The sequence below is a fragment of the Baekduia soli genome (genome assembly GCF_007970665.1).
Classification (GTDB): domain Bacteria; phylum Actinomycetota; class Thermoleophilia; order Solirubrobacterales; family Solirubrobacteraceae; genus Baekduia; species Baekduia soli.
On the sequence record NZ_CP042430.1, the window covers coordinates 1,463,955 to 1,490,479 of the forward strand.

Sequence of the window (26,525 nt, forward strand, 5' to 3'; positions counted from 1 at the left end):
CGGGGCCGTGGAGGCCGGTGCCCCCGCTATGGTCGCGGGCGATGCGCGCCCCGGCGGCCACCATGCTCGCGGTGCTCCTCGCCGTCCTGGCCGCGGGCTGCGGCGGCGGCGGCGGCTCCCGGGAGCGCACGGACTACGTCCAGGCGCTCAACCGCGCGCAGTCGGGGCTCGCGCAGCGCTTCGGTGCGCTCGGGCGCCGGATCACGCCGACGAGCACCCCGGCCCAGGACGCCCGCACCCTGGGGGCCTACGAGGGCGCCGTGCGGGTCGCGATCGCCGACCTGCGGTCGGTTCGCCCGCCGTCGGACCTGCGCGACCTCCACGCGCGCCTCGTCGCCGGGGTCGCCGAGTACGGCGCCGCGCTGCGGCGGGCGCGCGCCGAGCTGCGCGGCACCGACCCGCAGAAGATCCTGGCCGCGCAGGGACGTCTGCGCACGACGATCGCCGACGCGGGCCGTCGCCTGAACGCGACGATCCAGGCGATCAACGGCCGGTTGGAGAGCTAGGGGTGGTCCGCTCCCTGCGCGCGGCGCCGGTCGTGGTGCCCACGCTGCTGGCGGTCGGGATCTTCCTCGCGTGGGTGCCGATCGACGGCGGCCAGCCCATCACGGGCTGGGGCCCCGGCGCGCTGGGCGTGCTGGCCCTGCTCGGCCTCGCGCTGGCGGCCGCGCCGCTGCGCTGGGCCCAGGTGCCCGTCGCGGTCCGCGTCGCGCTGGCGGCCTTCGCCGCGTTCACGGCGTGGAGCCTGCTGTCCATCGCCTGGGCCGACGACCGCGGCGCCGCGCTGGAGGGCGCCGACCGCACCCTGCTCTACCTGGCCGTCATGGTCCTGTTCGCGCTCTGGCCGCAGCGTCCGTCGACCGCCGCCGTCGTGCTCGGCACGTGGACGCTGGGCATGGGCGTGCTGGCCACGATCACGCTCGTGCGCGTCGGGACGGTCGCCGACCCCGTGCGGCTGTTCCTCGACGGCCGCCTCGTCGACCCCGCGGGCTACGCCAACGCGGCGGCGGCGCTGTGGCTCATGCCGCTGTGGCCGGCCGTCACGCTGGCCGCCTCGCCGCGCGTGCCCTGGGCGCTGCGCGGCCTGTTGGCGGCCGCGGCCGTCGTGCTCATCGACGTCGCGCTGCTGAGCCAGAGCCGCGGCTCGGTCCTGGCGATGCCGATCTGCGCCGTCCTGTTCGTCGCCCTGGTGCCGGGACGGCTGCGCCACCTGGCCGTGCTCGTGCCCATCGCGCTGGCCGCCGGCGCCGTGGTGCCCACGGGCCTGGACGTCGGGACGGCGGTGAACGCCGGCGACGCCTCGCGGATCCACGACGCCGTGCACGCCGTGCTGCGCGGGGTGCTGATCGCCGCGGTGCTGTGCGGCGCGGTCGTCGCGGCCGTCGCCGCCTGGGAGGTCCGTCGCCCCCTGGCCCCCGGCGCCGCGCGGACGGTGCGCCGCGCCTGGGCGGTCGCCGTGGTGACCGGGCTCATCGTGGGCGGCGCCGCCGGCCTGGTCGTCGTCGGCGGCCCGGTGCACCCGCTCAAGGACGCCTGGCATTCGTTCAAGGGCGGCTACGAGGACAACAAGGCCTCGGGCAACCGCCTCGTCGCGGGGCTGGGCTCCAACCGCTATGACTTCTATCGCGTCGCGATCGACGTGTTCGCCGACCACCCGATCGCCGGCGTCGGGGCCGACAACTTCTTCCAGGACTACCTCGTGCGCGGGACCAGCCCGGAGACCCCGAGCTACCCGCACGACCTGGCGCTGCGCACGCTGCAGCAGACCGGCATCGTCGGCGCCCTGCTGCTGCTGGCCGCGTTCGGCGCCGCGCTGGCGGCGGCCGCCCGGGCACTGCGGCTGGCCGACCCGCTCGCCGCGGCGGTCGCCGGCGGCGCGGTCATGGGCTTCGCCTACTGGGTCGTGCACGGCATGACGGACTGGTTCTGGGAATGGGCGGGCCTCGGCGCGCCCGCGTTCGCCCTGCTGGGGCTGGCGTGCGCGACGGCTCCGCGGCGCGCGGCGCCCCCGGCGGCCGGGCGCGCGCCGTCGCGCCGGCGCGCGCTCCTGGGGGGCGGCGCCGCCGCGCTCGTGCTCGTGGCCTGCGGCGTGGTCATCGCCGGGCCCTGGTTGGCCGAGCGCGACGTCGAGCGCGCCGGCGCGATCTTCGGCACCCGCCCGCTGGAGGCCTACGCCCGGCTGGACCGCGCGGGCGACCTCGACCCGTTCGGGGACCGCCCGGCGCTCGTCAAGGGCTCGATCGCCCTGCGCTACGGCGACCTCGCACGGGCACGCGCGGCCTTCGAGGATGCGCTGTCGCGCAACCGCCGCGGGGAGTACGCGACGCTCGAGCTCGGCGCGATCGCCTCCGTCCAGGGCCGGGCGGCCGACGCCCGCCGGCTGCTGGCCCGGGCGGTGGCCCTGGCCCCGCGCGACGCCACCGCGAAGGAGGCGCTGGCGGTCGTGCGCGCGGGCGGCACGGTCGACATCCCCGCCCTCAACCGGCGGATCCTCACCGAGGGCCAGCGGTTCGCCGGCGGGGGCGGCACCTGATCGGAGGCCCTGCGCGGACAACGCGGCCGGTGATCACGTAAGAACTGGTGGAGTGGTCAGGGGAGGCGGTGGGGTCTGACGCGACACCGTGCTACGTTCGGAGCGCGATGCTCCTCACCTGAGGGGCGTCAGTCCACGGACAAGGCGCAAGGATGATCCGCAAGCTCGATCCGGCAGGGAATGCCTCGGCACCACTCGGACGCCACCTAGGCACGGCTTCGAGAACCAGCGTGATGGCCCGCACCCTGTTGCTCATGCTCACCGCCGCGCTCCTGCTCCCGGCCGCGAGCCGCGCCGCGGATCCGCTGCTCAGCGGCTACGGCGGCCCCGGCGGCGGCGAGCAGGTCGTCCTGGGCTCGACGCTGGTCGATCCGCCATCCGGCGGCGGCACGAGCGGCCCGGCGGCGCCCGCCGGGACGAGCCTGCGCGCCACCGCCCCGCAGACGTCGACGTCGTCCTCGGGCTCCAGGCCCATGCGGCGCCCGCATCACAGCCCGGCCACGAAGGGCTCCGGGGCCACGACCTCGACGCCGGAGGCCACCGCTCCGGCCCCCACCGCGACGCCCACCGGTGCCCCGCCCGTGCGCGCCTACCCCTCGTCCTCCTCCTCGGACGCCGGCGGCCTGCTGTCGGGCGGCGACGTGCTCGTCGCGCTGCTGGCGATCGGGGCGCTCGTGCTCGTCGGGCTCGCGCTGCGCCGAATGTCTGACGGCGGCCCTCGGGACCCCGGCGGCGCTCAAGTGACGGCCTGATGGCGCCGACATCCTGGTGGAGTCGGATCTCGTCGTGAACCGCATCGAGCTCAGCCGCCAGAGCGCCGAGGCCGTGCCGCTGCACGTGCCGCCCGCCGGCGTGCCCGCGAGCGCCTACGCCCCGCTGCTGCTGCGCCGCCCGGAGCGCTCCGCGGCCCACCGCCTGCTCCAGGCGACGGCCCTGCGCCCCGGCCTGGACCTCCTGGGCCTCGTCTTCGCCGTCGTCGTCGCGCTGCGCTGGCCGCAGGAGCCCGTGCCCTTCTCCGAGGGCTGGCCGCTGCTGGTCTTCCCCCCGCTGGTCATGGTGCTGCTGCTCGTGCGCGGCATGTACGAGCGGCGCCTGCGCCCCACGATCCTCGACGGCGTGGTGCCCATCGCGGGCTCGGTCTCGGTGGCCGCCATGGCCGCCGTCGTCATCGAGTCCTACCTCGTCCGGTCCCAGTTCGCCCCGGCCGTCACCGCTCACCTGTGGGCCGTGGCCATGGTGACCGTCGGCGGCACGCGCGCCGCCCTGCTCGGCGTGCAGCGCCTGGCCCGCTCTCGCGGCCTCGATGGGCGCCCGACGCTCATCGTCGGCGCCGGCGCCGTCGGCACGCGTCTGGCCCGGCGCCTGGAGGACCAGCCCGAGTACGGCCTCACGCCGGTCGGCTTCCTGGACGCCGACCCGCTCGAGACGCTCGACGTCTCCGGCATCCCGGTGCTCGGCTCGCCCGACGACCTGGACTGGGTGGCCCAGATCACCGGCGCCGAGCACGTCGTCATCGCCTTCTCCTCCGAGCCCGACGAGCGGCTCGTCGACCTCGTGCGCCGCTGCGAGGCCCTCGGCCTGGAGGTCTCGCTCGTGCCGCGGCTGTTCGAGTCGCTCAACCACCGCGCGACCTATGAGCCCCTCGGCGGCACGCCGCTGGTCGGCCTGCGCACGGTGCACCCCAAGGGCTGGCAGTTCGCGGTCAAGCACGGCTTCGACCGCCTCGGCGCCCTGCTGCTCATCGTGCTCTTCGGCCCGCTCATGGCCGCCATCGCGATGGCCGTGCGGCTCAGCTCGCCGGGCCCGACCATCTTCCGCCAGCGCCGCGTGGGTCGCGACGGCACGGTCTTCGACCTGTACAAGTTCCGCTCCATGCGGATGCCCGACCCCGCCGCGGCGGGCTTCCGGCCCGGTGAGGGCAGCGCCCCCGGCGGCGTCGAGGGCGCCGACCGGCGCACGCTCATCGGCCGCCTGCTGCGCCGCACCTCGCTCGATGAGCTGCCGCAGTTCTTCAACGTGCTGCGCGGCGAGATGAGCCTCATCGGCCCGCGGCCCGAGCGTCCGGAGTTCGTCGAGCTCTTCGAGACCGACATCCGGCGCTACGGCGATCGCCACCGTGTGAAGTCCGGGCTGACCGGCTGGGCGCAGGTCCACGGCCTCCGGGGCCAGACCTCGCTGAGCGACCGGGTCGAGTGGGACAACTACTACATCGAGCACTGGTCGCTGGGCCTGGACTTCAAGATCCTGGTCCTCACCGTGCTGGCCGTGCTGCGCCCGGCCGAGTAGTCCCCTCCGCGCGCACCACCCGTGACGGACGTCTCCATCATCGTCATCGCCCGCGACGTGCGCGACGAGGTCCTGTCCTGCCTGGCCGCGATCGCCGAGCACGCCGCTCCGGTCTCCGTGCAGCCCATCGTGGTGGACAACGGCTCGTCCGACGGCACGGTGGCGGCGGTCCGCGAGGCCTTCCCCGGCACCGAGGTCGTCGCCCTGGACCGCAACGAGGGCGGCTCGGCGCGCAACCACGGGCTGCGCATCGCGACGGGCCGCTACCGGATGTTCCTCGACAGCGACGCGCTGCTGACGCCGGGCGCGCTGGCCGAGCTCGTCGCCTTCCTGGAGGCGCGCCCCGACGTGGGGCTCGTCGGCCCGCGCCTGCAGTACCCCGACGGTGGCTTCCAGCCGTCGGCGCGGCGGCTGCCGCCCGTGCTGCTGCCGCTCCTGCGCCGCCCGCCCTTGAGCCGGTTCTTCGAGGACGGCGCCGTCGTGCGCCGCCACCTGCAGCTCGACGCGCCGCACGACCGCACGCGCGAGGCCGAGTACGTCATCGGCGCGGCCATGATGTTCTCGCGCGAGGCCCAGGAGGCCGCGGGCGAGCTGGACCCGCGCATCCCGTTCGCCCCCGAGGACATCGACTGGTGCGTGGCGATCCGGCGCGCCGGCTACCGCATCGCCTACCACCCGGCCGCCGTCGTCATCCACGTCTACCGGCGCACGACCGCCAGCCGCCCGGTGTCCAAGGAGGCGCTGCAGCATCTGCAGGGCTTCGCCTACTTCCAGTGGAAGTGGCGGCGCCAGCGCCGCGCGCTGCGCGCCGAGGGCGACGCGATGGAGCGCCGCAACTGGGTGCTGCCCGAGCCCACGGCGCCCGGGGCCTGACCGTGCCGCGCCCGGGCGCGGCCTAGGATGGAAGGCGTGTCTCCCTTCTGGATCTGGACGCAGGCCCTCATCGTCGTGTTCGTCCTGGCGGGCATCATCATCGCGGCCACCCGGTTGATCTGATGTTCTCCACCATCGTCGTCGGCACCGACGGGTCGGAGACCGCGGGACGCGCGGTCGCCGACGCCACCCAGCTCGCCGAGTCCCACGGCGGGCGGCTGCTCATCGTCTCGGCCTTCGAGCCGGTGGCCGGCGCGCGGCTGCGCCAGGAGGCCGAGCAGGTCCCGGCCGACCTGCAGTGGACGATCAACCCGCGCGAGGACGTCGACGCGACGCTGCGCGACGCGGCCCTCCCGGCGCAGGAGCGCGGCGTGCCCGTCGAGGTGTTCGCACGCCAGGGCGACCCGGCCGACGCGATCCTCGACGTCGCCGAGGAGCAGGGCGCCGACCTCATCGTCGTCGGCAACAAGGGGATGACCGGGGCCGAGCGCTTCCTGCTGGGCTCCGTGCCCAACAAGATCAGCCATCACGCGCCGTGCAGCGTCCTCATCATCCGGACGACCTGACCTGACCGTGGCCCCGGCCAGCCGCGCCTTCTACCTCGACGCCGGCGGCGAGGCCGTCCTCGTCCGCCACGACGCGCCGGCCGGCGCGCCGAGCGGCCGCGGGGTCGTGCTCGTACCGCCGTTCGGCTGGGACGAGGTGTGCTCCTACCGCCCGCGCTGGTCGTGGGCGCGCCACCTGGCCGCGCGCGGGACCGGCGTGGTGCGCCTGGACCTGCCGGGCGGCGGCGACAGCGCCGGCGGCCCGTCCGACGACGACCGCCTCGGCGCGTGGACGACCGCCGTCACCGCCGCGTGCGCCTGGATGGCCGGCCAGGACGACGGCACCGACCGCATCACGCTCGTCGGGCTCGGGCTCGGGGGCTTCGTGGGCTGGCAGGCCGTGGCGGCCGGCGCCGCCGCCGACGACCTGGTCCTCTGGGGCGTCACCGCCCGTGGTCGCTCCCACGTGCGCGAGGTCAAGGCGTTCTCGCGCCTGGAGCGCTCGCGGCTGGCCGAGCTCAACCCGGGGCGCGAGCTGGCCGGCGACGAGGACGGCGCCATCACCGCCGGCGGCTTCGTGCTCTCGGCGGCGACGATCGCGGTCCTCGAGGCGACCGAGCTGCGGGCGCCCGGCGCGCCGTGGGCCGACCGGCGCGTGCTCGTGCTCGGCCGCGACGGCGCCCAGCCCGACGCCCGCCTGGTCGATGCGGCCCGGGCCACGGGCGCCGAGGTCGCCCACGCCGACGGCCCCGGGTGGGGGGCGATGGTCGCCGAGCCCGGCAGCTCGACGCCGCCGTGGGCGGCGATCGCCGCGGTCGACGCGTTCCTGGACGCCGGCCCGGCCGGCCCGGCGGGGCACCGCGCCCGCAGCGCGGCGCCCGCGGAGGCGGCCGAGGCGATCATCGACGGCGTGCGCGAGACGCCGGTGCGCGTCGGCGGCGTCGACGGCGTGCTGGCCGAGCCCGCGCAGGCCACGGGGCCGGCGCCCGTCACGCTGCTGCTGCTCAACGCGGGGTCCATCCGCCGCATCGGGCCCAACCGGATGTGGGTCGAGCTCGCGCGCCGCTGGGCGGCGCGCGGCGTGCCGTCGGTGCGGCTGGACCTCCCGGGGATCGGCGAGGCCGACGGCCCCGACAGCATGGAGGGCGACGTCGGCGCCTACTACGGCCCGGAGTTCGTCGCCGCGCTGCACGAGGTCCTGGACCGCCTGGCGGCGCGCGAGGGCTCCCGGCGCTTCGGCGCCATCGGGCTGTGCTCGGGCGCGTACTGGTCGCTGCAGGCCGCGATCGAGGACGAGCGCATCGACCGCGCCTACCTGCTCAACACGCGCGCGCTGGTCTGGGACCCCGACCTGGGCACGCTGCGCGACACGCGCAAGCTCGGCTACCTGGCCAAGGCCTCCACCTACCGCCGGGTGCTGCGCGGCGACATCCCGCTGCGTCGCGGCGCCGAGATCGCCCGGGCGATGGCCTGGCGGCTCCTGCGGGCGCTGGGCCGCCAGGCCGCGCGCGCGGCCAGGCGCGAGCCTGCCGCGCCGCCGGCCGATCCCGTCGACGCCGTGCTGGACCGGCTGCGCGACGACGGCAAGCGCGGCTACCTGCTCTTCACCGGCGCCGAGCCCGTCCACGAGGAGCTGGAGCGCACGGGCCACCTGACGCGCCTGGACCGCTGGCCCAACCTCGTGCTCGAGACGCTGCCCGAGCTGCGCGACGTCCACGAGCTCAAGCCGCGCGAGCTGCAGCGCGAGGTCCACGCCCGCCTCGACGCGGCGATCGAGCGCGACCTGCAGGCCGCCGTCAGGCCGTAGGGGCCGGCGCCGGGGCGCGGCCGGCGACGCGCGCGACCTGGCGCAGGGCCGACGTCAGCAGCCCGCGGTCGCACATCGCCAGGCCCAGCACGAAGGCGCCGAGCCCGGCGGTCGCGCTGAGCACCAGGGCGACGAGGGCGGGCGTGGAGCCCAGGGCCTCGACGACCAGCCGCGTGACGACCCAGTCGGCCGCGCCGCACACCGCGACCCAGCGCAGCGCCCGCCACAGGTCCAGCGCCGGCACGCCGGCGTGGCGGCGCACCAGCGCGGTCAGCACCGAGAAGGAGATCAACGTGTCGGCCAGCGGCACGCAGGCCACGAGCGCGAGCTCGTGCGAGCGCACGGCGAACACGAGGCCGACGACGAGCGGCACGAGGACGAACAGCGCGACCCAGCCCACGGCGCCCGCGCGCCCGAGCGAGTTCAGCAGCCAGCTCAGCGTCGACTCGACGGGCCGCACGGCGGCCCAGAGCCCGACGACGCCCAGCACGCCGATCATCGGTGACCAGTCGGCCCCGAAGAACGCGTGCGTGAACGGGCCGCCGGCTGCGCTGAGCAGCACGCCGGCCGGCACGGTGAACAGCGCGACGAGGCGCAGGACGGTCAGGAAGGCCGGGCGCACGTCGTCGTTGTTGGCCCGGCTGCGCGCGAAGGCGGGGAACGTGACGCGCGCGATCGGGTCGGCCAGCGCCGAGTAGGTCAGGTCGCCGAAGCGGAAGGCCATGGAGTAGTAGCCGATGGGCGCGGCGCCGAAGGTGCGCCCGACCATCACCGTGTCGGCGTTCTGGCGGATGAAGACCGTGATGCCCTGCGTGAAGAACCCTCGGCCCGTCGCGAACACCGTGCGCGCGACCGCCGGGTCCCACGCGGGCGCCACCCGGTAGGGCGCCAGCACGAACAGCACGGCCGCGAACAGGCCCATGGAGGCGATCTGGCCGGCGACCAGGCTCCACACACCCGCGCCCAGCGCGGCCAGCGTGATGGAGACCCCCGAGAACGCCACGGTCTGCACGGCCAGGCCGGCGAAGCGGCGGCGGAACTCGAGCTGGCTCTGCAGCAGCGACTCGTAGAACGAGCCCACGCCGCTGATGAGCACGGCGGCCGACAGCGCCAGCAGCACGCTCGTCAGGCGCGGCTGGTGCATGACGGAGGCGCCGACCGGGGCCAGCCCCGCCGCCACCGCCGTGGCGCCGGCTGCGCCGGCCAGCGCCAGCGAGAAGACCGTCCCCTGCCCGCGGCGGTCGAGCTCCTGGTGGACGACGAGCGTCGCCCCGAACGAGATGCCGCCGAACCAGAACAGGAAGTTGACGACGATGAGGCCGATGGCCATGAGCCCGAAGTCCGACGGTGCGACCAGGTGGGCCAGCACGAGCGTGGTCAGGGTGGTCACCGTCTTGCTGACGGCCAGGCCCAGGAACGTCCAGGGCACCCCGCGGACGGCCTTCTCCTCCATCGACGGGCTCCGCTCCTACTTGCCCAGCCGGCGCTGCAGGGCCTCGCCCGCGGCCCAGGCGGCGTTGCGCAGCCCGAGCGGCGGGCGCGCGCCGAAGACGACCGGGTAGGCCAGCTTCTTCAGCGGCGACAGGCTGGAGTGGCGGCGATGGCGCCCGATCTCGGCGAACAGCCGCGGGTGCGTCCGCTTCAGCTCGGCGTAGAGCTTGCGGTGACGGCCGATGGAGTCGCCGAGCATGCGCGGCCCGTGCAGCCGGCGGCGCACCGCGACGACGCCGGGTCCGGCGTGCAGCGCCAGGTCCCAGCGCTCGGCGAACGTCATCCAGAGGTTCCAGTCCTCGTAGCCGACCATGCCGCCCACGTCGTTCCAGCCCCCGACGCGCACCAGCGCGTCGCGCCGGAACAGCGAGCACACGGGGTAGTCGTTCCGGAAGGCCACGCGGTAGCCCTCCAGGCGCAGCGGTACGACGCCCCGGCGCTGGCGGGTCCCGAACTCGACCACGTCGCCCCAGGTGGCCACGGCCTCGGGGTCGGCGTCCAGGCGGTCGGCCAGCCGGGTCAGCGCGCCGTCGACGAGCAGGTCGTCGGAGTCCAGCGGGAACACGTAGGGCGCCGTCGTGGCCGCCAGGCCGGTGCGCCGCGCGGCCGAGAGGCCCTGGTTGACCTCGTGGCGGATCACGCGCACGCCCTCGGCCCGCAGCTCGTCGAGCGCGACGGCGGTCTCGGGCTGGGTCGAGCAGTCGTCGATCACGACCAGCTCGACGGCCTCGCCGGTCAGGGCGGAGGCCACGGCCTCCTTGGCCAGGACGCCATCGTTGAAGCAGGGGATGATCACAGCGACGCGGGGCGACGCCGCACTCGGCGCATCGGGCCTGGCGGGCACGGACGCCGGGTTGGGGTCGGGCCGAGCGGGCCCCGGGCCCGTGTGCGGCGAGCGGTTGACCACGAGCTTGGTGGCGAAGCGCAGCAGGTGGTCGGACGGCGAGACGCCCAGCCGCCGCCAGTTCAGCGGCGTCGACACGGGGTGGGTGGTCGTCGGCTTGGCCGACGGGAGGCCCGCCCCGGTCCGGTAGCCCGCCTGCTGGGCGGCGGCGACGACGCGGGCGTCGACGTCGCCGAACGGGTAGGCGATGCTCAGGCACGGCCGGCCCACCTCGGCCTCGACGAGCTCGCGCGACAGCACGAGCTCGTGCGCCAGCGTCGCGTCGTCAAGCGTCGGCAGGCGGCGGTGGTCGTTGGTGTGGGAGCCGATCTCCCACCCGTGGTCGGCCAACGACCGGATCTCGTCCCAGGTCATCAGGTCGAGCTCCTCGAGCTCGCCCTCGCGGCGCCAGGCGTCCATGTCCTCCCACTCGGCGCGGCGGCCGACCCAGCCCGTCGGCACGTAGAGGGTCGCGGGCACGCCGAAGTGCTCGAGGACCGGCAGGGCCTCGTCGCGCACCGACCTGTAGGCGTCGTCGAAGGTGATGACGAACGTGCGCTCGTGGCGCGGGCGCAGGAGCGCGTCGGAGAACGTCGCGGGCACGTAGCCCAGCCGCAGCAGCGCCCGGAGCTGCGTGGCGAGACGATCCGGGGTGACGGTCAGCGGCACGTTCCAGCTGCGGCTGATGGCGTGGTAGCAGAGGACGATCGGCTCTCTCATCCGTGCAGCTCCCGCAGGCGCGCCAGCATCTCCTGCTGCTGGACCATGCGCCACTGCAGCCGCCCGGCGAAGCGCTGCAGGGTGTAGGCGTGGGCCAGGCCCAGGGCGACGATCGCGGCGTCGAGCAGGCGCCGGGGCCAGGACGCGACGCGGGCGCGCAGCACGAGCCAGGCGGCGGGGCGCGGCAGGTCGTCGGTCAGGACGGCGAGGTCCAGCGCGCCGAGGCGGTCGGCGTGGCGCTCGTGGGCGTCGACGAGGCCCCGTCCCGAGCTGGCCGCGTCGCGCACGAAGCCCTCGGGCGAGCGGACGTAGTGATGGACGCTGGTCAGGGTGCGGTCGAACTCGCCGTGCAGGCCGGCCGCCTCCAGCCGCAGGCCCAGCAGCAGGTCGGTGTGGTAGGAGGCGACGTCCTGCTCGAGCTGCGGCGCGACCGCCAGGTAGGCGTCGCGGCGCACGGACAGGTGGCCGGCCCAGAGGGATCCCAGGACGGACCCGGGGGCCTCCTCCCAGCCGCGCACGTGGGCCTCGTAGGTCCGCGCGTAGGCCTCGCGCGGGTAGGAGCGGGCGTCGCGCGGCCCGGCGGCGACCGGCATGTAGCCCACGAGCACGAGGGACGGGTCGGCGGCGTGGCGGACGGCGTGGCGGGCCACGACGCCCGGGGCCGGGACCACGTCGTCGTCGAGGAGCACGACGACCTCGCCGCGGGCGTGGCGGACGCCGGCCAGGCGCGCGGCCCCGGCGCCCTGGTTGGCCTGCGCGATCGGGCGCAGGCGCGGCTCGCGGGCCGCGCGGGCGGCCAGCATCTCGGCGGTGCCGTCGGTCGAGCCGTCGTCGACGATCACGAGCTCGGCGGGCGCGACGTTGGCCAGCAGCTCGTCGAGGACGGCGTCGAGCTGGTCGCGGCGCTGGTGCGTCGGGACCACGACCGACACGCTCGGCGGGTCAGTCGGCGTAGGAATAGCCGTAGGTCCGCTGCTCGGCCTGGGACGAGTTGGTCAACACGATGTGGTAGTTCTCGACGCCGAGGCCGGCGAGCCGCGAGCGCACCGACTGGGCCTCGTCGCGCGACGTCTCGCCCTCGCGGCAGACGACGATCACGAGGTCGGCGAGCTGCAGCAGGGGGAACGAGTCGCCCGACAGCAGCATCGGCGGCGTGTCGATGACGACGTACTCGCTGATCCTGCGCAGGTGGGCGACGAGCTCGCCCGTCGTGCCCAGGGACAGCAGCTCGGCGGGCAGCGGGTGCGGGGTGCCGGCGGGCAGGAGCTGCAGCCGTACCTCCTCGGCCGCGGGCGGGCGGCCGTTGCCGTTGACGGGCGCCAGCTGCACGGCGGGCACCTCGACGAGGACGTCCTCGAGCTGGCGGTGGCCGCTGAGCACGTCGGTCAGGCCCTCGCCGGCGGCCTCGACGTCGAGCAGGCGGTGCAGGGTCGGGCGGTACATGTCGGCCTCGACGGCGATGACCCAGGCGCCGGTCCGCGCCAGGACCGAGCTGACGTGGGCGACGACGGTGCTCTTGCCGTCCTCGGGCCGCGCACTGGTGACGACGATGACGCCGCTCTCCTTGCGCGGGCCCGAGAACCGCAGCGACGCGGCCAGCAGCTGCACCGACTCGGCCACCTGGCCCGACAGGGCCTTGGGCAGGAACGCGACCTGGCTGGGCTTGGTGCCCAGCACGGCCGGCGGCAGCGTGGCCAGCACGGTGGCGCCGAACGCCTCGCCGGCCTCCTCCTGGCTGCGGATCCGGCCCGACAGGACGTCGCGCAGGAAGGCCAGCAGCACGCCGGCGATCACGCCGAGGATGAGCGCCAGCGCGAGCGTGCGCTTGACGTGCGGTGAGACCTGGTCGGGGTTGGGATGGGCGGGGTCGAAGACCGTCGCGCTGACGGCCGCCGACTGCGACGCCGACGGCGTCGTGCTCGACGCGCCCGAGGAGGACGCGGTGCCCTGCTGGCGGTCGACGAGGTCGACGAAGACGCCCGCGATGGTCGCCAGCGTGCGGGTGGCGCGCCGGACGTCGGTGTCCTCGTAGGAGACCTGCAGGACCGAGGTGTCCGGGTTGCTCGTCACCGACAGGCGGCTGAGCAGCTGCTGGGGCGTCAGGTCCAGGTGACGCCGGCTGATCGTCTCCCGCGCCACGACGTCGCTCTGCAGGAGGTCGGTCATCGTCTGGGTGAACGGCTGCACGGCGCCGGAGGCGTCCGCGCCGAACAGCGCGCGGCCCTGGCCGACGACGATCTTCGTCGAGGCGGAGTACTTGGGCGTCGCCGTCTGCGTGTAGACGATCGCGGCCAGCAGCGCGACGACCGTCGTGACGGCCGGGACCCACCACTGCCGGCGCAGGATGCGCAGGTAGCTCTGCAGGGTGGTGCGCGAGGGGCTGGGGTCGAGTGCGTCGTTCATGATGCCGTGCGCCTCCTTGGCGCCGGGGTTGCCGCGACGATGCGCGGCAGGGTGAGGGCCAGACCCATGAGGACCCACAGGGTCCGGTCGGTCTCGGTCGACAAGAGGATGGAGGTGAGGGCGAAGCCGATCAGCGAAAGCTGTAGCGCGCGCGCCACGCCCGTCAGCAGCGGGGATCCGCGCTCGTCGGCGAGCTTCGCGCTGCGCCGGAACGATCGCAGCGTCAGCCCGAGGACGAGGAGGAAGAGCACCAGGCCCAACGGGCCGAGCTCGACGAGCGACTCGAGGTAGGCGTTGTGGACGGGCTGGCCCCCGGGGCGCAGCGCGTAGGCGCTGAAGTCCACGCCCGGGGTCATGCGCATGAGGTCGTTGGCCCGGCTCGGGAACGCCCCGAAGCCCAGGCCGGTCAGCGGGTGCTGGCCGATCCCGGTCCCGGCGGCCAGCCAGAGGTTGGCCCGGCCCGAGCCCCCGTCGGCCGTCGTGAACAGCGACGAGGTGCGGGCCGACAGGGCGCTGAAGGACAGCGTCAGCAGGACGCCGGCGCCGACGGCCAGGGCGGCGAGGAACAGGCGCTTGCGCGCACGGGTGCGGAAGAACGCCCGCGCGGGCTGGAAGGCCAGCAGCAGGGTCAGGCCGCACAGGGCCAGGATGCCGCCGCGCGACAGGGAGGTGAAGACCGAGCCGACCGCGATGCCGACGCCCGCCAGGACGACCGCGCGCTGCAGCCCCGACCGGACGTGGCCGGCCAGCACGGCGCCGAGCGGGATCGCCACGATCTGCAGGGAGGCGAAGAAGTTCGCGTCGCCGCTGACGCCGACGGCCCGCGCGGTGCCCGTCAGGAACTCACCGATCGCGACGAGCCCCATGACCGAGGACATGAGCCAGACGACCACGACGACGGCCAGCACGTGGCGCTCGGTGCGCACGAGCGCCGCGATCGCCATGAGGTAGATCGCCGACAGCGACAGCGACAGCAGCGCGTAGGGCGTGCCCGTGCCGTTGGAGAAGCCCTCCATCGTCACGTCCACGCTCCACAGCGTGCTCGCGAACGCCCACAGCGCATAGCCCACGACGGCCGCGATGAGCGGGCGGTTCAGCCCGGCCAGCCGGGCGGGGCTGTCGTGGCGCACCTGCAGCAGCAGCAGCGCGAGGGCCAGCGGCCCGGCGACGCGCGAGATCGAGACGCCGCCGATGCTGTAGGCCTCGGCGAAGACCGTGACCACGAGCGCGACGGGCAGCCAGTCCGGGCGGGCCAGCAGCGCGACGCCGATCGGCAGCAGCGCCACCAGGATGCCGGCCTGGGCGCCGCCCAGCCCGATCGCCACGCCCATGATCGCGCCGAGGGCGACCGCGATCGCAGCCCACAGCCAGGCGCTGCCCAGGACCAGCGGCCGCCGGCGCAGCGGGAGGAAGGCGGTGTGGCCGAGGCCGGAGACGCCCACGCTCAGCGGCTCCCGGCCAGGAACGTGGCGATGCGCGCGGTCTCGCGCTCGAGGGTGTGCTCCCGTGCGCGCCGCAGGCTGCCGGCGCCCAGGCGCGCGCGCAGGCCGGCATCGCCGGCGATGCGCTGCAGGGCTGCGGAGGCCGCCCCGGCGTCGCCGGGGGCGACGAGGAGCCCGCCGTCGGAGCCGACGGCCGCCGCGACGCCACCCACGTCGGTCGCCACGACCGGAAGGCCGGCGGCCCAGGCCTCCACAAGCACCTGAGGCATCCCCTCGGTCCAGGAGACGTGCAGGAACATGTCGGCGTCACGGTACAGGTCGGCCAGCCCGTCGGACGGCCCGACGAAGCCCCGCAGATCGAGGTGCTCGGCGACGCCCAGCGCCTCCGCGCGCTCGCGCAGCGCGCCCAGCAGCGGGCCGTCGCCGCACACGGTCAGGCGCCAGTCCGCGCCGCCGGCGCGCAGGCGGGCCAGGATGTCGGCCAGCAGCAGCGGGTTCTTCTCCGTGTCGACGCGCCCGACGGTCAGGACCCGGATCGGGCCGGTGGCACCGGGCTCCTCACGCGCGGGCGCGTGGACCTGGGCATCGCGCACGAGCGAGACCCAGACCTCCAGCAGCCGCGGGGCGCGCCGGTAGCGGGCCGCCAGGCCGGCGCCGACCACGATGGTCGGCGTGCGGCGGGCCAGCAGCCGCCAGGCCGCATCCAGGGTGCCCGCGATCCACGCCAGGGACCGGCGGCCGGGATGGCGGTGCGTCACGTAGCTGACGTAGTCCATCCGCACGCCCAGCGCCAGCCGCCGCCCGCGCAGGCGCGTGAGCAGGGCGAAGGCCACGCCGAGCGGGGAGGGGCCGAACAGCAGCACGCCGTCGACCTCGCCCGCGACGCGCCAGAAGACCCGCAGCGAGCCGGGGAGTGCGCGGAGCATGCCGGCAGGACGCGAGAGGTCCTCCCACCAGGGCAGCTCGACGAAGCGCAGGCCGTCGGGCAGCGCCACGAGGGGCTCATGGTGGCCGGGCTGCACCCGGCCGAGCAGCACGAGGCCGTCGGCGGCGTCGCCGAGGCCGGCCAGGAACAGCGCGAAGGGCATCTCCGCGCCGACGGGGCCGTCGGCGCGCGCGTAGGGGTCGTCGCTGTAGGCGGCCAGCCGCATCGTCCCTGATGATCGGCACGCCTGCGGACGTCCATGAATGAACAGAAACCAGTGTCTTGAGGCGGACAGCGCCTTCGGCAGACCCGAACGAATGTTGAGGGATCCGGCCACACGCACATGGACGCTGGCAGACCGTCGATAGGAGTCATGCAACCGCCGTCCCGCTTCTCCGCCGGGGCGCACACCGAAAACGGCACACCCGTCGCGAGGCGGGGTCGCAAAGCCAGGGGCCTCACCGAGGCAGCCCAGCTACCGAAAGGCCCCCATCCACATGGTCGTTCCCCATCCTGCACGAGGGCGCTTCGCGCTGCTCGCGATCCTCTGCGCCCTCCTCGGCGCCACCGCCCTGCTCGCCGGCGTCGCCGCCGCGCAGGCCTCCACGTCATCCCGGGCCCACACCACCCAGGAGCGCCGCGTCGCCAAGGCCTGCGCCGTGGCGCAGCGCACGCACTCGGCGTTCGCGCGGCGCACCTGCTCGACGCTGCGGGCCAGGCTGGCCCGCGCGAAGCGCAGGAAGGCCAAGGTCGTCGTGCCCGCGGCCCCCGCTCCGGCCACCACCGTGGCCAGCATGGACAACACCCCCGTCGCCAACGTGCCGGCGTCGGCCACCGCGCCGGCCGCGACGGCCACGACCGCCACCGCGCCCGTCCCCCCGGCCACGACGACGACGACCGGCCCCGCGCGCCTCTACGGCGCCTCCAGCCCCTTCAACACGCGCATCCCCGCCACGCCGCGGATCGCCGACAACTCGGCCGCCATGGTCGGCAAGTCGCTGCTGCCCTACCTGGGCTCGGCGAACTTCGCCAACTCCGACGACTGGGGCATCTCCATCGTCTCGGCCCGCGCCGCCGACCCGCTGCGCAACGTCGGCGTCTTCAGCTGGGGCTATGGCGCCGACCTGGCCCAGCCCGCCGTCCACATCCCCGACGGGGCCAAGCCCACGCTGGGCAGCGACCACCACCTCGTCGTCCTCGACGGCGACCGCGAGATGGACATGTGGGTCGCCGAGCAGCAGGGCGACGGCTCGTGGCTGGCCGGTGCCCGCGCGGCGACCTCGGCGTCGGGCAGCGGCATCGCCGGTCCCGTCTCGGGCAACGCCGCCGGGTTCGCGCTCGCCGCCGGCGTCATCCGGCCCGAGGAGATCAAGGCGGGCCGCATCGACCACGCGCTCGTGTTCACCTCCCCGTACGTGCGCAACACGTTCGTCGCACCGGCCGTGCACGGGGACGGCCGCCAGAGCGACCCCGACGCGATGCCCATGGGCACGCACATCCAGCTCGACCCGGCCGCCGACATCTCCCGCCTGCCGCGCCCGCAGCAGATCATGGCCCAGGCCCTGAAGGACTACGGCGCCTACCTCGTGGACTCCTCGGGCTCGCTGGCGGTCCGCGGCGAGGCCAGCATCGGCCGTGCCTCGACCGGCGGTCCGTCGGACATCTGGAGCCCCGTCGGGGTCACCGACGCCTCGCTGCGAACGATCCCGTGGGACCAGATGCGCGTCATCGCTCCCTGATGCGGTCCAGGCCCGCCCGTCCTGACGGCCGCGCGCCCCGCCTGCCTCGACGAACCGGAGTCGGGTGCGGCATCATGGGGCACGTGCTAGCCACAGACGGGCGGGTCAGGACGGGGCGGCGCGCGCGGGGGATCGTCCTCGCGCTGCTCGCCGGCATGGTGACGACGCTGGCCGCGGGCGCCCCGGCGCACGCGGCTCCGCTCGTGGGCATCCAGAGCGGCGGCATCCTCTCCTCGGCCGACACGGCGGAGGCCAACGACCGCGAGCTGGCGGCCGAGGCGCGCCTGCACGTCAAGGTCGTGCGCTTCGAGGTCTCCTGGGCCGCGCTGGAGCCGCGGGCGTCGGGCGAGCGCGACCCCGCGGTGCTGGCGAAGATCGACGCGTTCGTCGACGGTGCGGCACGACGCGGCATCCGGCCCATCCTCTTCATCGACCGCACGCCGTGCTGGGCCTCCTCGGCCCCCGCCGACGTGCGCGGCGACTGCTCGGGCCCGGACGCCAACCGCGATGCCGTCTGGAGGTATGCGCCGGCCGACCCCGTCAGCGCGGTGCCCGTCGCGACGTTCCTGTCGCAGCGCTACGGGACGCGCCTGGCCGCGTTCCAGCTCTGGAACGAGCCCGACCAGTCCAACGAGAAGTACTGGGCCGGCCCGAACAAGATCGCGGGCTACGTCGCGTTCGCCAAGGCGCTGTATCCCGCGCTGAAGGCCGTCAGCCCGACGGTCCCCGTCCTCGCCGGCTCCTTCGTGGGCGCCGACGGCCGCTGGCTCACCGCGCTCTACAAGGCGGGCATCAAGGGCAGCTACGACGGGATCGCCGTCCAGTTCTACGACCTGCCGCTCTACGCGCTGCGCACCACGCGCGCGGTGCAGCGCAAGTACGGCGACACCGCGCCGCTGTGGATGACGGAGTTCGGCTACACGAGCTGCAGCGGCCGCAACGGGCGCCCGACGCACGCCGCCGACCATCCCTGCGTCACGCAGGCCGTCCAGGCCCAGAACCTCGGCGACGTGTTCGCCGCGGTCTCGCGCACGTCGTGGGTCAAGGCCACGGTCGTCTACGCCCTGTACGACGAGTCCTCGTCCTACCAGTTCGGCGTCATCGACCGCCAGGGCCGCCACAAGCCGTCCTACTCCGTCGTCTCCAGGGCCGGCAAGGCCCGCAGGCTGCGCACACAGCGGATGCACCTGACCCGCCGGGGCCGCAGCATCCGCGTTGCGGGCACCGCGCCGGGCATCGACATCTACACGATGAAGGTCAGCATCGGCGGCGTCCTGCGCTACCGGGCCATCATCCGGCCCAACCGCCTCAACCGCTTCACGGTCACGCTGCCCGCCGTCCTGGGCACGGGCCACATGAAGGTCACGCTGCGCCGCCAGTGGGACGGGCGGACGGTCGGCGCGCGTCGCTGAGCACGGCCGCCGGCATCGCCTCGCACCAGGCCTGGACGTGATCGTCCAGGCCGGCGGCGTGCAGCTCGGCCAACAGGCGCGGGGGCCGGCGCCCCAGGCCGTGGGCGTCGGAGGCGGCGTTGTGCACCAGGCCGGACCGCACGAGGGTCCGGGCGAGCTCCTGGGCGTGGCGCCCGAACGCCCGGTTCAGCGCCGCGGCGGTGATAGACACGCGGACGCCGGCCTCGACCATGGGGCGCACCCGCTCGGGCGCGCGCAGGAACAGCGCGCAGCGCTCGGGGTGGGCCAGGACGACGCCGAAGCCCTCGTCGAGCAGCTCCTGGGCGGCGCGCTCGATCGGGAACTCCGAGGTCAGCGGCGGCTCGAGCAGGATCCAGCCCCCGCCGCCCAGCGTGAGCGCGTCGAGCTCGTCGCCGTCGAGCTCGAGGAGGTGCGCGGCGGCGATCTCGGCGCCGGGCTCGACCGTCAGGGGGATCGCGTGGTCGGCCAGCGCGGCGCGCAGCCGGACGACGCCCTCGTGCATGGTCTCCGGCGCCGTCGGGATGCGCCGGTTGACGTGCGGGGTGGCGACGACGCGGTCCACGCCGCCGTCGACGAGCGCCCGGGCCAGGTCCAGCGCGTCCTCGAGGGTCTCGGGCCCGTCGTCGACGCCGGGGAGGATGTGGCAGTGCAGGTCGGTCGGCATGCTCAGCCGACCGGCACGGCCGGGTCCGTCGCGGTGCCCGCGTTGATGAGGCCGTAGCCGTAGCGGGTGTCGTAGCCCGGCGCGCCCAGATCGCGCGCGGTGACCTCCAGGCGGCGCTGGACGGCGTCGGGCGTCGGGTCCGGGCCGAGCACGCCGCTGGCGATGACCAGCGCCGCCGCGGCCGACACGTGCGGCACCGCCATCGACGTGCCCTCGTAGCCGCCGGGGATGCCGAACGTGTCCCGGTGCAGGCCGATGAGCGTCATCTGGGCGATGTTGCGCCCCGGGGTGCCGTCGGGCACGCAGCCCGGATCGGTGAGGTAGGCGTCCGGCCCGCCGCCGGGGGCGACGAGGTCCAGGCCGCTGCCCTGGTTGGAGAAGTCCGAAAGGCAGCCGTGCTCGGTCGTCGAGCCCACGGAGACCACATACGTGGCCCGCGCCGGGTAGGCGACCTTCGTCACGGCCTCGTTGCCCGAGGCGGCGACGACCATCGCGCCGCGGCGATGGGCGTAGGCGATGGCGTCCAGGAGCTGCGGGATCTCCGACGACGTCACGTCGGAGGAGAACTCGAGGCTGAGGTTGATGACCTTGGCGCCCTTGCGTGCGGCGAAGCGCACGCCGCGGGCGATCTCGGCGGCGTCGCCCGAGCCGAGGTCGTCGAGGACCTTGACGGGCATGATCGACGCTCCGTAGGCCAGGCCGGTCAGCCCGATGGCGTTGTTCGTGGACTCCGCGATCGTCGAGGCCACGTGCGTGCCGTGGCCGTTGTGGTCGTTGGCGTAGGGGTCCCGGCCGACGAAGTCGTAGCCGGCGACGAACTTCGTGGCCGCGAGGTCGGGGTCGGCCGGGGTTCGGCCGAAGCGCCGGTAGGCGACGCCCGTGTCGAGCACGGCGACGACGACGCCCTTGCCGCCCGGGCGCCCGGCGGCGATCAGATTGCCCCAGGCATCCGGCGCGTCGACGCTCGCCGGACCCGTGAAGTTCCACTGCGTCTGCTGCCAGCCCGCTGGGTCCGGCGTGCGGCCGGGGTCGTTCGGCACGAAGGCCTCCGCGGCGTGGGCCACCACGTTGGGCACCGCGTAGCGCACGTCGGGGCGGGCGCGGAGGCGGCGGATCGTCGCGGCGACGTCGCGGACGTGCAGCACGTGCGGCGCGCGCGGCTGCGCCATCCGCGCCGCATGCGCGCCCGGTGGGTCGCGATAGGCCACGACGACCTCGCCGGCGCGCGCGGCGGGCGCCGCGTGGGCGGCCGAGGGCACGGCCAGCAGCGCCAGCAGGAGGGCGCCGAGGGCGGGGAGGCGGGGGAGGGAGGGCAAGGACTCGCTACAGGAACGCCCGCGGAGGGCGGAAGTTCCTCCATGATGACGCGTCGGTATGGGGACATCGGCCGACGAGCACTGGATGCGGGAGGCGCTGGAGGAGGCACGTTCCGCCGTCGGGCACGGCGACGTGCCCATCGGGGCGGTCGTCGTGGCCGATGGTCACATCATCGGCCGCGGACGCAACGAACGCGAGCGCGATCAGGACCCGACCGCCCATGCGGAGGTGCTGGCGCTGCGCCGGGCGGCCGCCGCGCTGGGCTCCTGGCGGGTCCTGGACGCCACGCTGTACGTCACGCTGGAGCCCTGCGCCATGTGCGCCGGGGCCATCGTGCTCTCGCGGATCCCGCGCGTGGTCTACGGCGCGCCCGACCCCAAGGCCGGTGCGGCGGGCAGCGTGCTCGACGTCCTGGCCCAGCCGCAGCTCAACCACCGCCCGAGGTGACGGGCGGCGTCCTCGAGGCCGAGTGCGCCGAGCTGCTGCGGTCGTTCTTCAGGGCGCGCCGCTAGTCTCTGGGCCTGCGGGCCTCGGAGGGGTGCCGGAGTGGTTGAACGGGGCGGTCTCGAAAACCGTTGTACGGCTTCGTCGTACCGAGGGTTCGAATCCCTCCCCCTCCGCTGAGTGCCGTGGCTCGACGATGTCGGTCCCCGGCGGGAGTCGGTGACGGGTCGTGCAGACGCGCTCTTCGGCCTCGGGTCCGGGGACCGGGCGAACCCGATGGCCTTCCCGATCCCCCTGGGCTCGGGCCTGCGCTGGTTCCCGGAGCAGCCCGACACCCTCCCGGGCAGGTGGTCAGGCGGGCTCGCGTGGTTGCGACGTCGCCGCGCCGGTCCGCGGCGCCTGCGCCGCCGCGGCCTTCTCGTCGAGGTCGCCGAGCGTGAGCGGCCGGGCCGGCGCCTCGGGCACGGCGATCGTCGAGCGCACGGCGAGCCCGTGGTCGACGTGGAGGAGCTCGCCGGGCTCGAGCAGGCGCCAGCCGGGATCGGCGTCCATGGGCTCGCTCGCGACGATGACCGCGGGGCGGCGGCTCAGGTGCGCCGAGCGCACGCGCACCGTGCCGCCGGCGCTCGCCGCGTCGAGGTGGCGGTCCCCGCGGGCTCCGCCGGCCGCCCGCCGCAGGACCCACAGCTCGTGCACCGCCGGGTAGCGCAGGGCCCAGAGCCCGGCGGGCGTCGCCAGGACCAGGTTCAGCGCGTAGACCGGGAGGTGCGCGGCGACCCAGCGGGCGGCCGACGCGATGCCTGCCCCGACATCGCCGTCGTGGCGCCCGATCTCGCGGGTGATGAGCGCGAACAGGCGCTCGGAGTCGGTGTCGCCCTGCACGAGCGCGAGGTCGTCGCCCAGCTCGCGCTCGAGCCGCGGGAGGTCCTGCACGACGCCGTTGTGGGCCATGAGCCGGCCGCGCTGGGCGAACGGATGCGTGTTGGCCGCCTGGACCGTGCCGGTGGTGGCGTAGCGGATGTGGGCGACGAACGTCGTCGACTCCAGCTCGCGCGCCTCCCGGGCGAACGCCTGGTCGGCGTAGGCGGCCAGCGGCTGCTTGGCGACCTCCGGCCTTCCGTCGGGGCCGAACCAGCCGACCCCGGTGCCGTCGGGCTCGCGCCGGCTCTGGCGGGCCAGGCTGTCGGGGGCCTCCAGCAGCCAGAACGTCGCGCGGACCGCGCGGTCGCCGCCGGTCAGGCCGAAGAGACGACACATGCCGGCAGGTTCCCCGATGCCCTGCCGCGTGTCGAGCGCCACCCTGCGGCGTTCCCGCGGTGCCGGAGGGTGGCGAGGGCCGGCGGGCCGCCGCAGGTGCCCCGGGGCCCCTGGAGATCCGCGGGCTGGTGAAGGCCTGCAGGCACGGCGCTGTCGGGTGGTCTGGCCCAGCGCCTGCAGGTGGCACGTGCCATCGCCCACCGGCCCACGATCGTCTTCCTCGACGAGCCGACCGCCGGGCTGGACCCGCAGCGCCGGGGGTCGCGCACATGCCGGTGGCGGCCGTCCCGGGTGCGCCGGCGGCCATCACGGCGGCCCTGACCATGGCCGGCACGCGCTCGTTCATCCGCCGGGTGACGGACTGACCCGGCGTCGCCGGTCAGCGTGCGATGCCGTGCGACACCGGGTGCAGCCCGGCCACCGCGGTGTGGTGGCAGGCCCGGTCGCGGCCGAGCTGCTTGGCCGCGTAGAGCGCGCGGTCGGCGAGCTGGCTGAGGCGCTCGGCGCTGCCCGCGGCGCCGAGGTCGCACACGCCGGCGGAGGCCGTGATCGTGCCGGCGACGTCGATCGGGTCGCCGGAGATCTCCCGGCGCAGGCGCTCGGCGGCCAGCAGCGCGCCGTCGCCGTCGGTCTCGGGCAGGATCCAGGCGAACTCCTCGCCGCCGATCCGGGCCAGCAGCTCGCCCTCCTGCAGGCGGACGCGCATGCGGCGCGCCACCTCGGCCAGGACGCGGTCGCCCACCTGGTGGCCGTGGGTGTCGTTGACGAGCTTGAAGCGGTCGATGTCCAAGAGGACGAGGCTCAGCGCGCGGCCGTGGCGGTCGGCGCGGGCGACCTCCTGGCGCAGGCGCTCCTGGAAGGAGCGGTGGTTGGCCAGGCCGGTCAGGGCGTCCGTGCTGGCGTCGCGGCGCAGCTGCTCCCAGGCGTCGGCGTTGCCGATGGCCAGCTCGGCCAGCTCGGCGAAGTCGCCGAGGCCGGACAGCGTGTCGGGCGGCAGCTGGCCGGCCTCCGTCGTGCTGAGCACGAGGGCGCCCCACAGCCGGTCGTGCACGCGGATCGGCGCGGCGGCCGTGCGTACGACGCCCTCGTCGCGCAGCGCGGCGCCGTAGGAGCCCGGGGCCCCGCCCGGCTCCCGCAGCGCGGCGCGCGCGCTGTGCTGGACGGCGGCCAGCGCGGCGTGGCGCTCGTCGCCGTCGGCGAAGCGCACGCTGGCGGGCAGCTCGGCCGCCTGGTGCGGGGCGGCGGCGAGGACCGTCGCGCGGCCGGGGCCCTCGAAGCGGGCGATGGCGGTGCTCGTGACGTCGAAGAGGTCGCGCAGGCTCTCGGCGAGCTGGCGGAAGACGACCGAGGGCGACGCGTTGCGCGCGACGGCCGTCGCCAGCTGGCTGAGGGCCATGTTCATGGCCTCGCCGTGGCGGACCTGGGTCACGTCGGTGCCCGAGACCATGCCGGCGAAGATCTCGCCGGCGCGGTCGCGCACCGGCCCGGCCGTCATCGTGAAGGTGCGCGTGCCGCGGCGGCACTCCCAGCTCAGCGTCCGGCCCTCCAGCGCCGCGCGGTAGCGCGGCTCGAGCTCGGCCGCGAGCTCGTCGGTCAGCGCCTCGGCGGGCGTGCGGCCCTCCAGCTGGGCCGCCGGGCCGGCGTAGGCCTCCAGGGCGCCGCCGTCGGCCATCGTGTGGCGCAGCTCGCCGTCGAACAGCAGCACGAAGCCGTTGGGCGTCTGGCGCGCCATGGCGCGGTGCAGACCGGCGCAGCGCTCGAGATCGCGCTGGAGTGCGAGCATCTCGCCGCGCAGCGCGTCGACGAGCGGGTGGCGCGCGAGGTCGTCGCCCCGATCCGCCCCGGCGGCTCGGTATGTCGGGTTGCCCATCCCCATGGCTGGGGTAGTCGGCCCGAGACGCAACTACTTGCGCCCCCTGTGACGAAATCTTGAGGTTCGGAGGCGGACCGGGTCATTCCGGTGGGCTCCGCCGCCCTCATCCGGCCTGCGCCGTGGCCTCCCAGGCCGACTTGCCCAGCAGCTCGTTGATGTCGTCGAAGCTGTCGAACCGGTCCAGGAGGTGTGCGGTGGTGCCCGTGGCCAGCAGCTCCCGGCAGACCTCGGTGTAGGCACGCGAGAACAGCCAGGTCTGCGTCGAGGGGAAGATCACCAGGGCGTAGCCCAGGGTCTGCAGCTCGGAGGCGGGCAGCAGCTCGGTCTTGCCGGTCTCGGTCATGTTCGCCATGAGCAGCGCCCGGTCGCCGACGTGCTGCGCGATCTCGGCGAGGTCGGCGCGGTCGCGGGGCGCGTCGACGAAGACGACGTCGGCGCCCGCGTCGGCGTAGGTCAGGCAGCGGTGCATGGCGTCGGGCAGGCCCGTGACGGCCAGCGCGTCGGTCCGCGCGATGATCACCGTCTCGGGATCACGCCGGGCGGCCACCGCGGCACGGACCTTGGCCGCCATCTCCTCGGCGGGGATGACCCGCTTGCCCTCCATGTGGCCGCAGCGCTTGGGGAAGACCTGATCCTCGATCTGCACCGCGCCGGCGCCCGCGCGCTCGAGCTCGCGGACCGCGCGGGTGACGCCGGGCTCGCTGCCGTAGCCCGTGTCGGCGTCGGCGATGATCGGCACGCCGGCCACCGCGCGGATGCGCGTGACCGACTCGACCATCTCGCTGAGCCCGACGAGGCCGAGGTCGGGCAGGCCGTACTGGTGGGCGGCCACCGCGTAGCCGCCGTGGTAGACGGCCTCGAGGTCGGCCCGCTGCGCCAGCAGCGCGGTGAGCGGATCGTGGGCGCCCATCGCGATCAGGATCTCGGGCTGGTTGAGGCGCTCGCGCAGGGTCATGGGGCGGCAGGCTAGTCGGCGAACGTCGCCTGCACCGGCGCGATGACCGGCGTCCCCGCGGACGTCACGCGGGCCAGCGCCGTGTCCTCGCCGGTCCACCAGACCTCGGTGGTCACGTCGTCGCCGGGGAACACAGGGCTCGTGAACCGGCCGGCCAGCGACGTCAGGCGCCGGCCGGCCCCGGCGGCGCGGGCCATCCCCAGGCCGGCGATGCCCAGCGTGCACAGCCCGTGCAGGAACGGGCGCGGCTGGCCGGCGGCGCGCGCGACCTCGGGGTCGATGTGCACCGGGTTGCGGTCGCCGCTGAGGCGGTAGAGCGCCGCCTGCTCGGGTGTCGTGGCCACGGCGAGGGTGACGTCGGGCCTGCGCTCGGGCAACACGGGTGGCGCCGACGCCGAGGGGTCGGACCGTGGCCCGCCGAAGCCCCCGGCGCCCTCGACCCACCAGGAGCTGCGCGCGACCGCCAGCGGGCCGTCGTCATCGCCGATGGCGTCCACGCAGTCCACGAGCGCCGCGCGCCCCTTGTCCCAGACCCCGGTGACCGTGCGGGTCACGCTGCACGCCCCCTCCGGCGCCGGGCGGCGCAGCAGCTCGATGGCCTGCGTGGCGTGCAGCAGCGTGCGCACGTCGAGCCGGGCGGCCTCGATGAGGGGCGGCAGCATCCGCGTGGCGGCCGTCAGCGCGAACGTCGGGGCGACGAGCGGCCCGTCCGCGCCGGCGCCCTCGTAGAGGAACGGCAGGTCCTCGGGCAGGCGGGCGCCGATGCCCAGCGCGTAGAGGATCGCGTCGCGCTCGGTCCACGTGTGGCGGACCGGGCCGAGCTGCAGGCCGAGGATGTCCATGGCCACAGCTTGCCCGAGCGCCGGGTGGGCAGGCGGCTCGTTGACGCCCGTCGTGTCGTGGTGGAACGATGCGGCACCGAGCTCACGACGAGG

Annotated in this window: 22 protein-coding genes, 1 tRNA gene, 1 pseudogene and 1 riboswitch; of the genes and pseudogenes, 12 read left to right on the forward strand and 12 right to left on the reverse strand. The window is 75.3% G+C overall.

Annotated features, from left to right (window positions below; all coding sequences use genetic code 11):
* The first annotated feature begins 41 nt into the window (after positions 1–41).
* The 7 genes from FSW04_RS06780 to FSW04_RS06810 all read left to right on the forward strand — a co-directional run bounded on the left by FSW04_RS06780 (position 42) and on the right by FSW04_RS06810 (position 8,044).
* Entirely contained in the window at positions 42–506 is a 465-nt protein-coding gene (locus FSW04_RS06780; RefSeq protein WP_146917636.1) for a hypothetical protein, read from the forward strand.
* Positions 507–508: 2 nt separating this feature from the next.
* Entirely contained in the window at positions 509–2,533 is a 2,025-nt protein-coding gene (locus tag FSW04_RS06785) for an O-antigen ligase family protein (protein WP_146917639.1), read from the forward strand.
* Positions 2,534–2,766: 233 nt separating this feature from the next.
* Positions 2,767–3,285, forward strand: a complete 519-nt coding sequence (locus tag FSW04_RS06790) for a hypothetical protein (protein WP_146917641.1) — start codon at positions 2,767–2,769, stop codon at positions 3,283–3,285.
* 34 nt (positions 3,286–3,319) lie between these two features.
* Positions 3,320–4,819 carry a sugar transferase gene (locus FSW04_RS06795; protein WP_187369310.1) on the forward strand — a complete coding sequence of 500 codons (1,500 nt, stop codon included), beginning with the start codon at positions 3,320–3,322 and terminating at the stop codon, positions 4,817–4,819.
* A gap of 21 nt (positions 4,820–4,840) precedes the next feature.
* A complete protein-coding gene (locus FSW04_RS06800) occupies positions 4,841–5,692 on the forward strand; it encodes a glycosyltransferase family 2 protein (RefSeq protein WP_146917645.1) in 852 nt (283 codons plus the stop codon).
* 122 nt (positions 5,693–5,814) lie between these two features.
* Positions 5,815–6,258, forward strand: a complete 444-nt coding sequence (locus FSW04_RS06805) for a universal stress protein (protein ID WP_146917647.1) — start codon at positions 5,815–5,817, stop codon at positions 6,256–6,258.
* A 7-nt stretch (positions 6,259–6,265) separates the two neighbouring features.
* Complete coding sequence (locus tag FSW04_RS06810; RefSeq protein WP_146917649.1) at positions 6,266–8,044, forward strand: alpha/beta hydrolase family protein; 1,779 nt, start codon at positions 6,266–6,268, stop codon at positions 8,042–8,044.
* On the opposite strand, the gene FSW04_RS06815 is transcribed toward FSW04_RS06810, so the two are convergent.
* The 6 genes from FSW04_RS06815 to FSW04_RS06840 are packed head-to-tail and all read right to left on the reverse strand — an operon-like array spanning position 8,034 to position 16,134.
* Complete coding sequence (locus FSW04_RS06815) at positions 8,034–9,497, reverse strand: oligosaccharide flippase family protein (RefSeq protein ID WP_146917651.1); 1,464 nt, start codon at positions 9,495–9,497, stop codon at positions 8,034–8,036. The genes FSW04_RS06810 and FSW04_RS06815 overlap by 11 nt on opposite strands.
* Positions 9,498–9,512: 15 nt before the next feature.
* Complete coding sequence (locus FSW04_RS06820) at positions 9,513–11,138, reverse strand: polysaccharide deacetylase family protein (protein ID WP_146917653.1); 1,626 nt, start codon at positions 11,136–11,138, stop codon at positions 9,513–9,515.
* Positions 11,135–12,070 carry a glycosyltransferase family 2 protein gene (locus tag FSW04_RS06825; protein ID WP_228430962.1) on the reverse strand — a complete coding sequence of 312 codons (936 nt, stop codon included), beginning with the start codon at positions 12,068–12,070 and terminating at the stop codon, positions 11,135–11,137. Before FSW04_RS06825 ends, FSW04_RS06820 begins: the two co-directional genes overlap by 4 nt.
* Positions 12,071–12,080: 10 nt before the next feature.
* Positions 12,081–13,541 (reverse strand): polysaccharide biosynthesis tyrosine autokinase, encoded by a 1,461-nt coding sequence (locus tag FSW04_RS06830; RefSeq protein ID WP_146917657.1) that lies wholly within the window; start codon positions 13,539–13,541, stop codon positions 12,081–12,083.
* On the reverse strand, positions 13,538–14,983 hold the full coding sequence (locus FSW04_RS06835; protein WP_146917659.1) for an O-antigen ligase family protein: 1,446 nt from the start codon (positions 14,981–14,983) through the stop codon (positions 13,538–13,540). The genes FSW04_RS06830 and FSW04_RS06835 overlap by 4 nt, the downstream gene beginning before the upstream one ends.
* Before the next feature lie 2 nt (positions 14,984–14,985).
* Positions 14,986–16,134: a glycosyltransferase family 4 protein gene (locus FSW04_RS06840; RefSeq protein ID WP_146917661.1), complete on the reverse strand. Its 1,149-nt coding sequence runs from the start codon at positions 16,132–16,134 to the stop codon at positions 14,986–14,988.
* 182 nt (positions 16,135–16,316) lie between these two features.
* Positions 16,317–16,391, forward strand: a riboswitch (cyclic di-GMP riboswitch).
* Between the two features lie 14 nt (positions 16,392–16,405).
* Between FSW04_RS06840 and FSW04_RS06845 the strand changes: the two genes are divergently transcribed.
* Both FSW04_RS06845 and FSW04_RS06850 read left to right on the forward strand, forming a co-directional pair.
* On the forward strand, positions 16,406–17,647 hold the full coding sequence (locus FSW04_RS06845) for a hypothetical protein (protein WP_146917663.1): 1,242 nt from the start codon (positions 16,406–16,408) through the stop codon (positions 17,645–17,647).
* Positions 17,648–17,730: 83 nt separating this feature from the next.
* A complete protein-coding gene (locus FSW04_RS06850) occupies positions 17,731–19,059 on the forward strand; it encodes a glycosyl hydrolase (RefSeq protein ID WP_187369312.1) in 1,329 nt (442 codons plus the stop codon).
* Here FSW04_RS06850 and FSW04_RS06855 read toward each other — a convergent pair.
* A complete protein-coding gene (locus FSW04_RS06855) occupies positions 19,010–19,744 on the reverse strand; it encodes a tyrosine-protein phosphatase (RefSeq protein WP_146917667.1) in 735 nt (244 codons plus the stop codon). The genes FSW04_RS06850 and FSW04_RS06855 overlap by 50 nt on opposite strands.
* A 2-nt stretch (positions 19,745–19,746) precedes the next feature.
* A complete protein-coding gene (locus tag FSW04_RS06860; RefSeq protein WP_146917669.1) occupies positions 19,747–21,060 on the reverse strand; it encodes a S8 family serine peptidase in 1,314 nt (437 codons plus the stop codon).
* 58 nt (positions 21,061–21,118) lie between these two features.
* Here FSW04_RS06860 and tadA point away from each other — a divergent pair, with 58 nt between their 5' ends.
* Positions 21,119–21,508 carry a tRNA adenosine(34) deaminase TadA gene (gene tadA / locus FSW04_RS06865; protein ID WP_228430964.1) on the forward strand — a complete coding sequence of 130 codons (390 nt, stop codon included), beginning with the start codon at positions 21,119–21,121 and terminating at the stop codon, positions 21,506–21,508.
* Between the two features lie 85 nt (positions 21,509–21,593).
* Positions 21,594–21,681 (forward strand) — tRNA-Ser (locus FSW04_RS06870).
* 175 nt (positions 21,682–21,856) lie between these two features.
* Here FSW04_RS06870 and FSW04_RS06875 read toward each other — a convergent pair.
* A complete protein-coding gene (locus FSW04_RS06875) occupies positions 21,857–22,762 on the reverse strand; it encodes a class II glutamine amidotransferase (protein WP_146917670.1) in 906 nt (301 codons plus the stop codon).
* A gap of 150 nt (positions 22,763–22,912) precedes the next feature.
* Here FSW04_RS06875 and FSW04_RS28120 point away from each other — a divergent pair.
* Positions 22,913–23,020 (forward strand): annotated as a pseudogene (locus FSW04_RS28120) (ATP-binding cassette domain-containing protein); the annotation flags it as partial.
* 121 nt (positions 23,021–23,141) lie between these two features.
* Here FSW04_RS28120 and FSW04_RS06885 read toward each other — a convergent pair.
* The 3 genes from FSW04_RS06885 to FSW04_RS25740 form a co-directional block, all read right to left on the reverse strand.
* Positions 23,142–24,632 (reverse strand): sensor domain-containing diguanylate cyclase, encoded by a 1,491-nt coding sequence (locus FSW04_RS06885; protein WP_187369313.1) that lies wholly within the window; start codon positions 24,630–24,632, stop codon positions 23,142–23,144.
* A 106-nt stretch (positions 24,633–24,738) separates the two neighbouring features.
* Positions 24,739–25,590 carry an isocitrate lyase/PEP mutase family protein gene (locus FSW04_RS06890; protein WP_146917675.1) on the reverse strand — a complete coding sequence of 284 codons (852 nt, stop codon included), beginning with the start codon at positions 25,588–25,590 and terminating at the stop codon, positions 24,739–24,741.
* A gap of 11 nt (positions 25,591–25,601) precedes the next feature.
* The gene (locus FSW04_RS25740; RefSeq protein WP_187369314.1) at positions 25,602–26,432 is read right to left on the reverse strand and encodes a MaoC/PaaZ C-terminal domain-containing protein; all 831 of its coding nucleotides are present in this window, start codon (positions 26,430–26,432) and stop codon (positions 25,602–25,604) included.
* Between the last annotated feature and the right edge of the window lie 93 nt (positions 26,433–26,525).

Bases quoted from the DNA above. Each gene is read 5' to 3' on its own strand.
- FSW04_RS06845 (WP_146917663.1), top strand. From the start codon at position 16,406: ATGGTCGTTCCCCATCCTGCACGAGGGCGCTTCGCGCTGCTCGCGATC.
- FSW04_RS06815 (WP_146917651.1), bottom strand. From the start codon at position 9,497: ATGGAGGAGAAGGCCGTCCGCGGGGTGCCCTGGACGTTCCTGGGCCTG.
- FSW04_RS06875 (WP_146917670.1), bottom strand. From the start codon at position 22,762: ATGTGTCGTCTCTTCGGCCTGACCGGCGGCGACCGCGCGGTCCGCGCG.
- FSW04_RS25740 (WP_187369314.1), bottom strand. From the start codon at position 26,432: ATGGACATCCTCGGCCTGCAGCTCGGCCCGGTCCGCCACACGTGGACC.
- FSW04_RS06805 (WP_146917647.1), top strand. From the start codon at position 5,815: ATGTTCTCCACCATCGTCGTCGGCACCGACGGGTCGGAGACCGCGGGA.
- FSW04_RS06830 (WP_146917657.1), bottom strand. From the start codon at position 13,541: ATGAACGACGCACTCGACCCCAGCCCCTCGCGCACCACCCTGCAGAGC.
- FSW04_RS06790 (WP_146917641.1), top strand. From the start codon at position 2,767: ATGGCCCGCACCCTGTTGCTCATGCTCACCGCCGCGCTCCTGCTCCCG.
- FSW04_RS06820 (WP_146917653.1), bottom strand. From the start codon at position 11,138: ATGAGAGAGCCGATCGTCCTCTGCTACCACGCCATCAGCCGCAGCTGG.
- FSW04_RS06885 (WP_187369313.1), bottom strand. From the start codon at position 24,632: ATGGGCAACCCGACATACCGAGCCGCCGGGGCGGATCGGGGCGACGAC.
- FSW04_RS06890 (WP_146917675.1), bottom strand. From the start codon at position 25,590: ATGACCCTGCGCGAGCGCCTCAACCAGCCCGAGATCCTGATCGCGATG.
- FSW04_RS06780 (WP_146917636.1), top strand. From the start codon at position 42: ATGCGCGCCCCGGCGGCCACCATGCTCGCGGTGCTCCTCGCCGTCCTG.
- tadA (WP_228430964.1), top strand. From the start codon at position 21,119: ATGGGGACATCGGCCGACGAGCACTGGATGCGGGAGGCGCTGGAGGAG.
- FSW04_RS06855 (WP_146917667.1), bottom strand. From the start codon at position 19,744: ATGCCGACCGACCTGCACTGCCACATCCTCCCCGGCGTCGACGACGGG.
- FSW04_RS06840 (WP_146917661.1), bottom strand. From the start codon at position 16,134: ATGCGGCTGGCCGCCTACAGCGACGACCCCTACGCGCGCGCCGACGGC.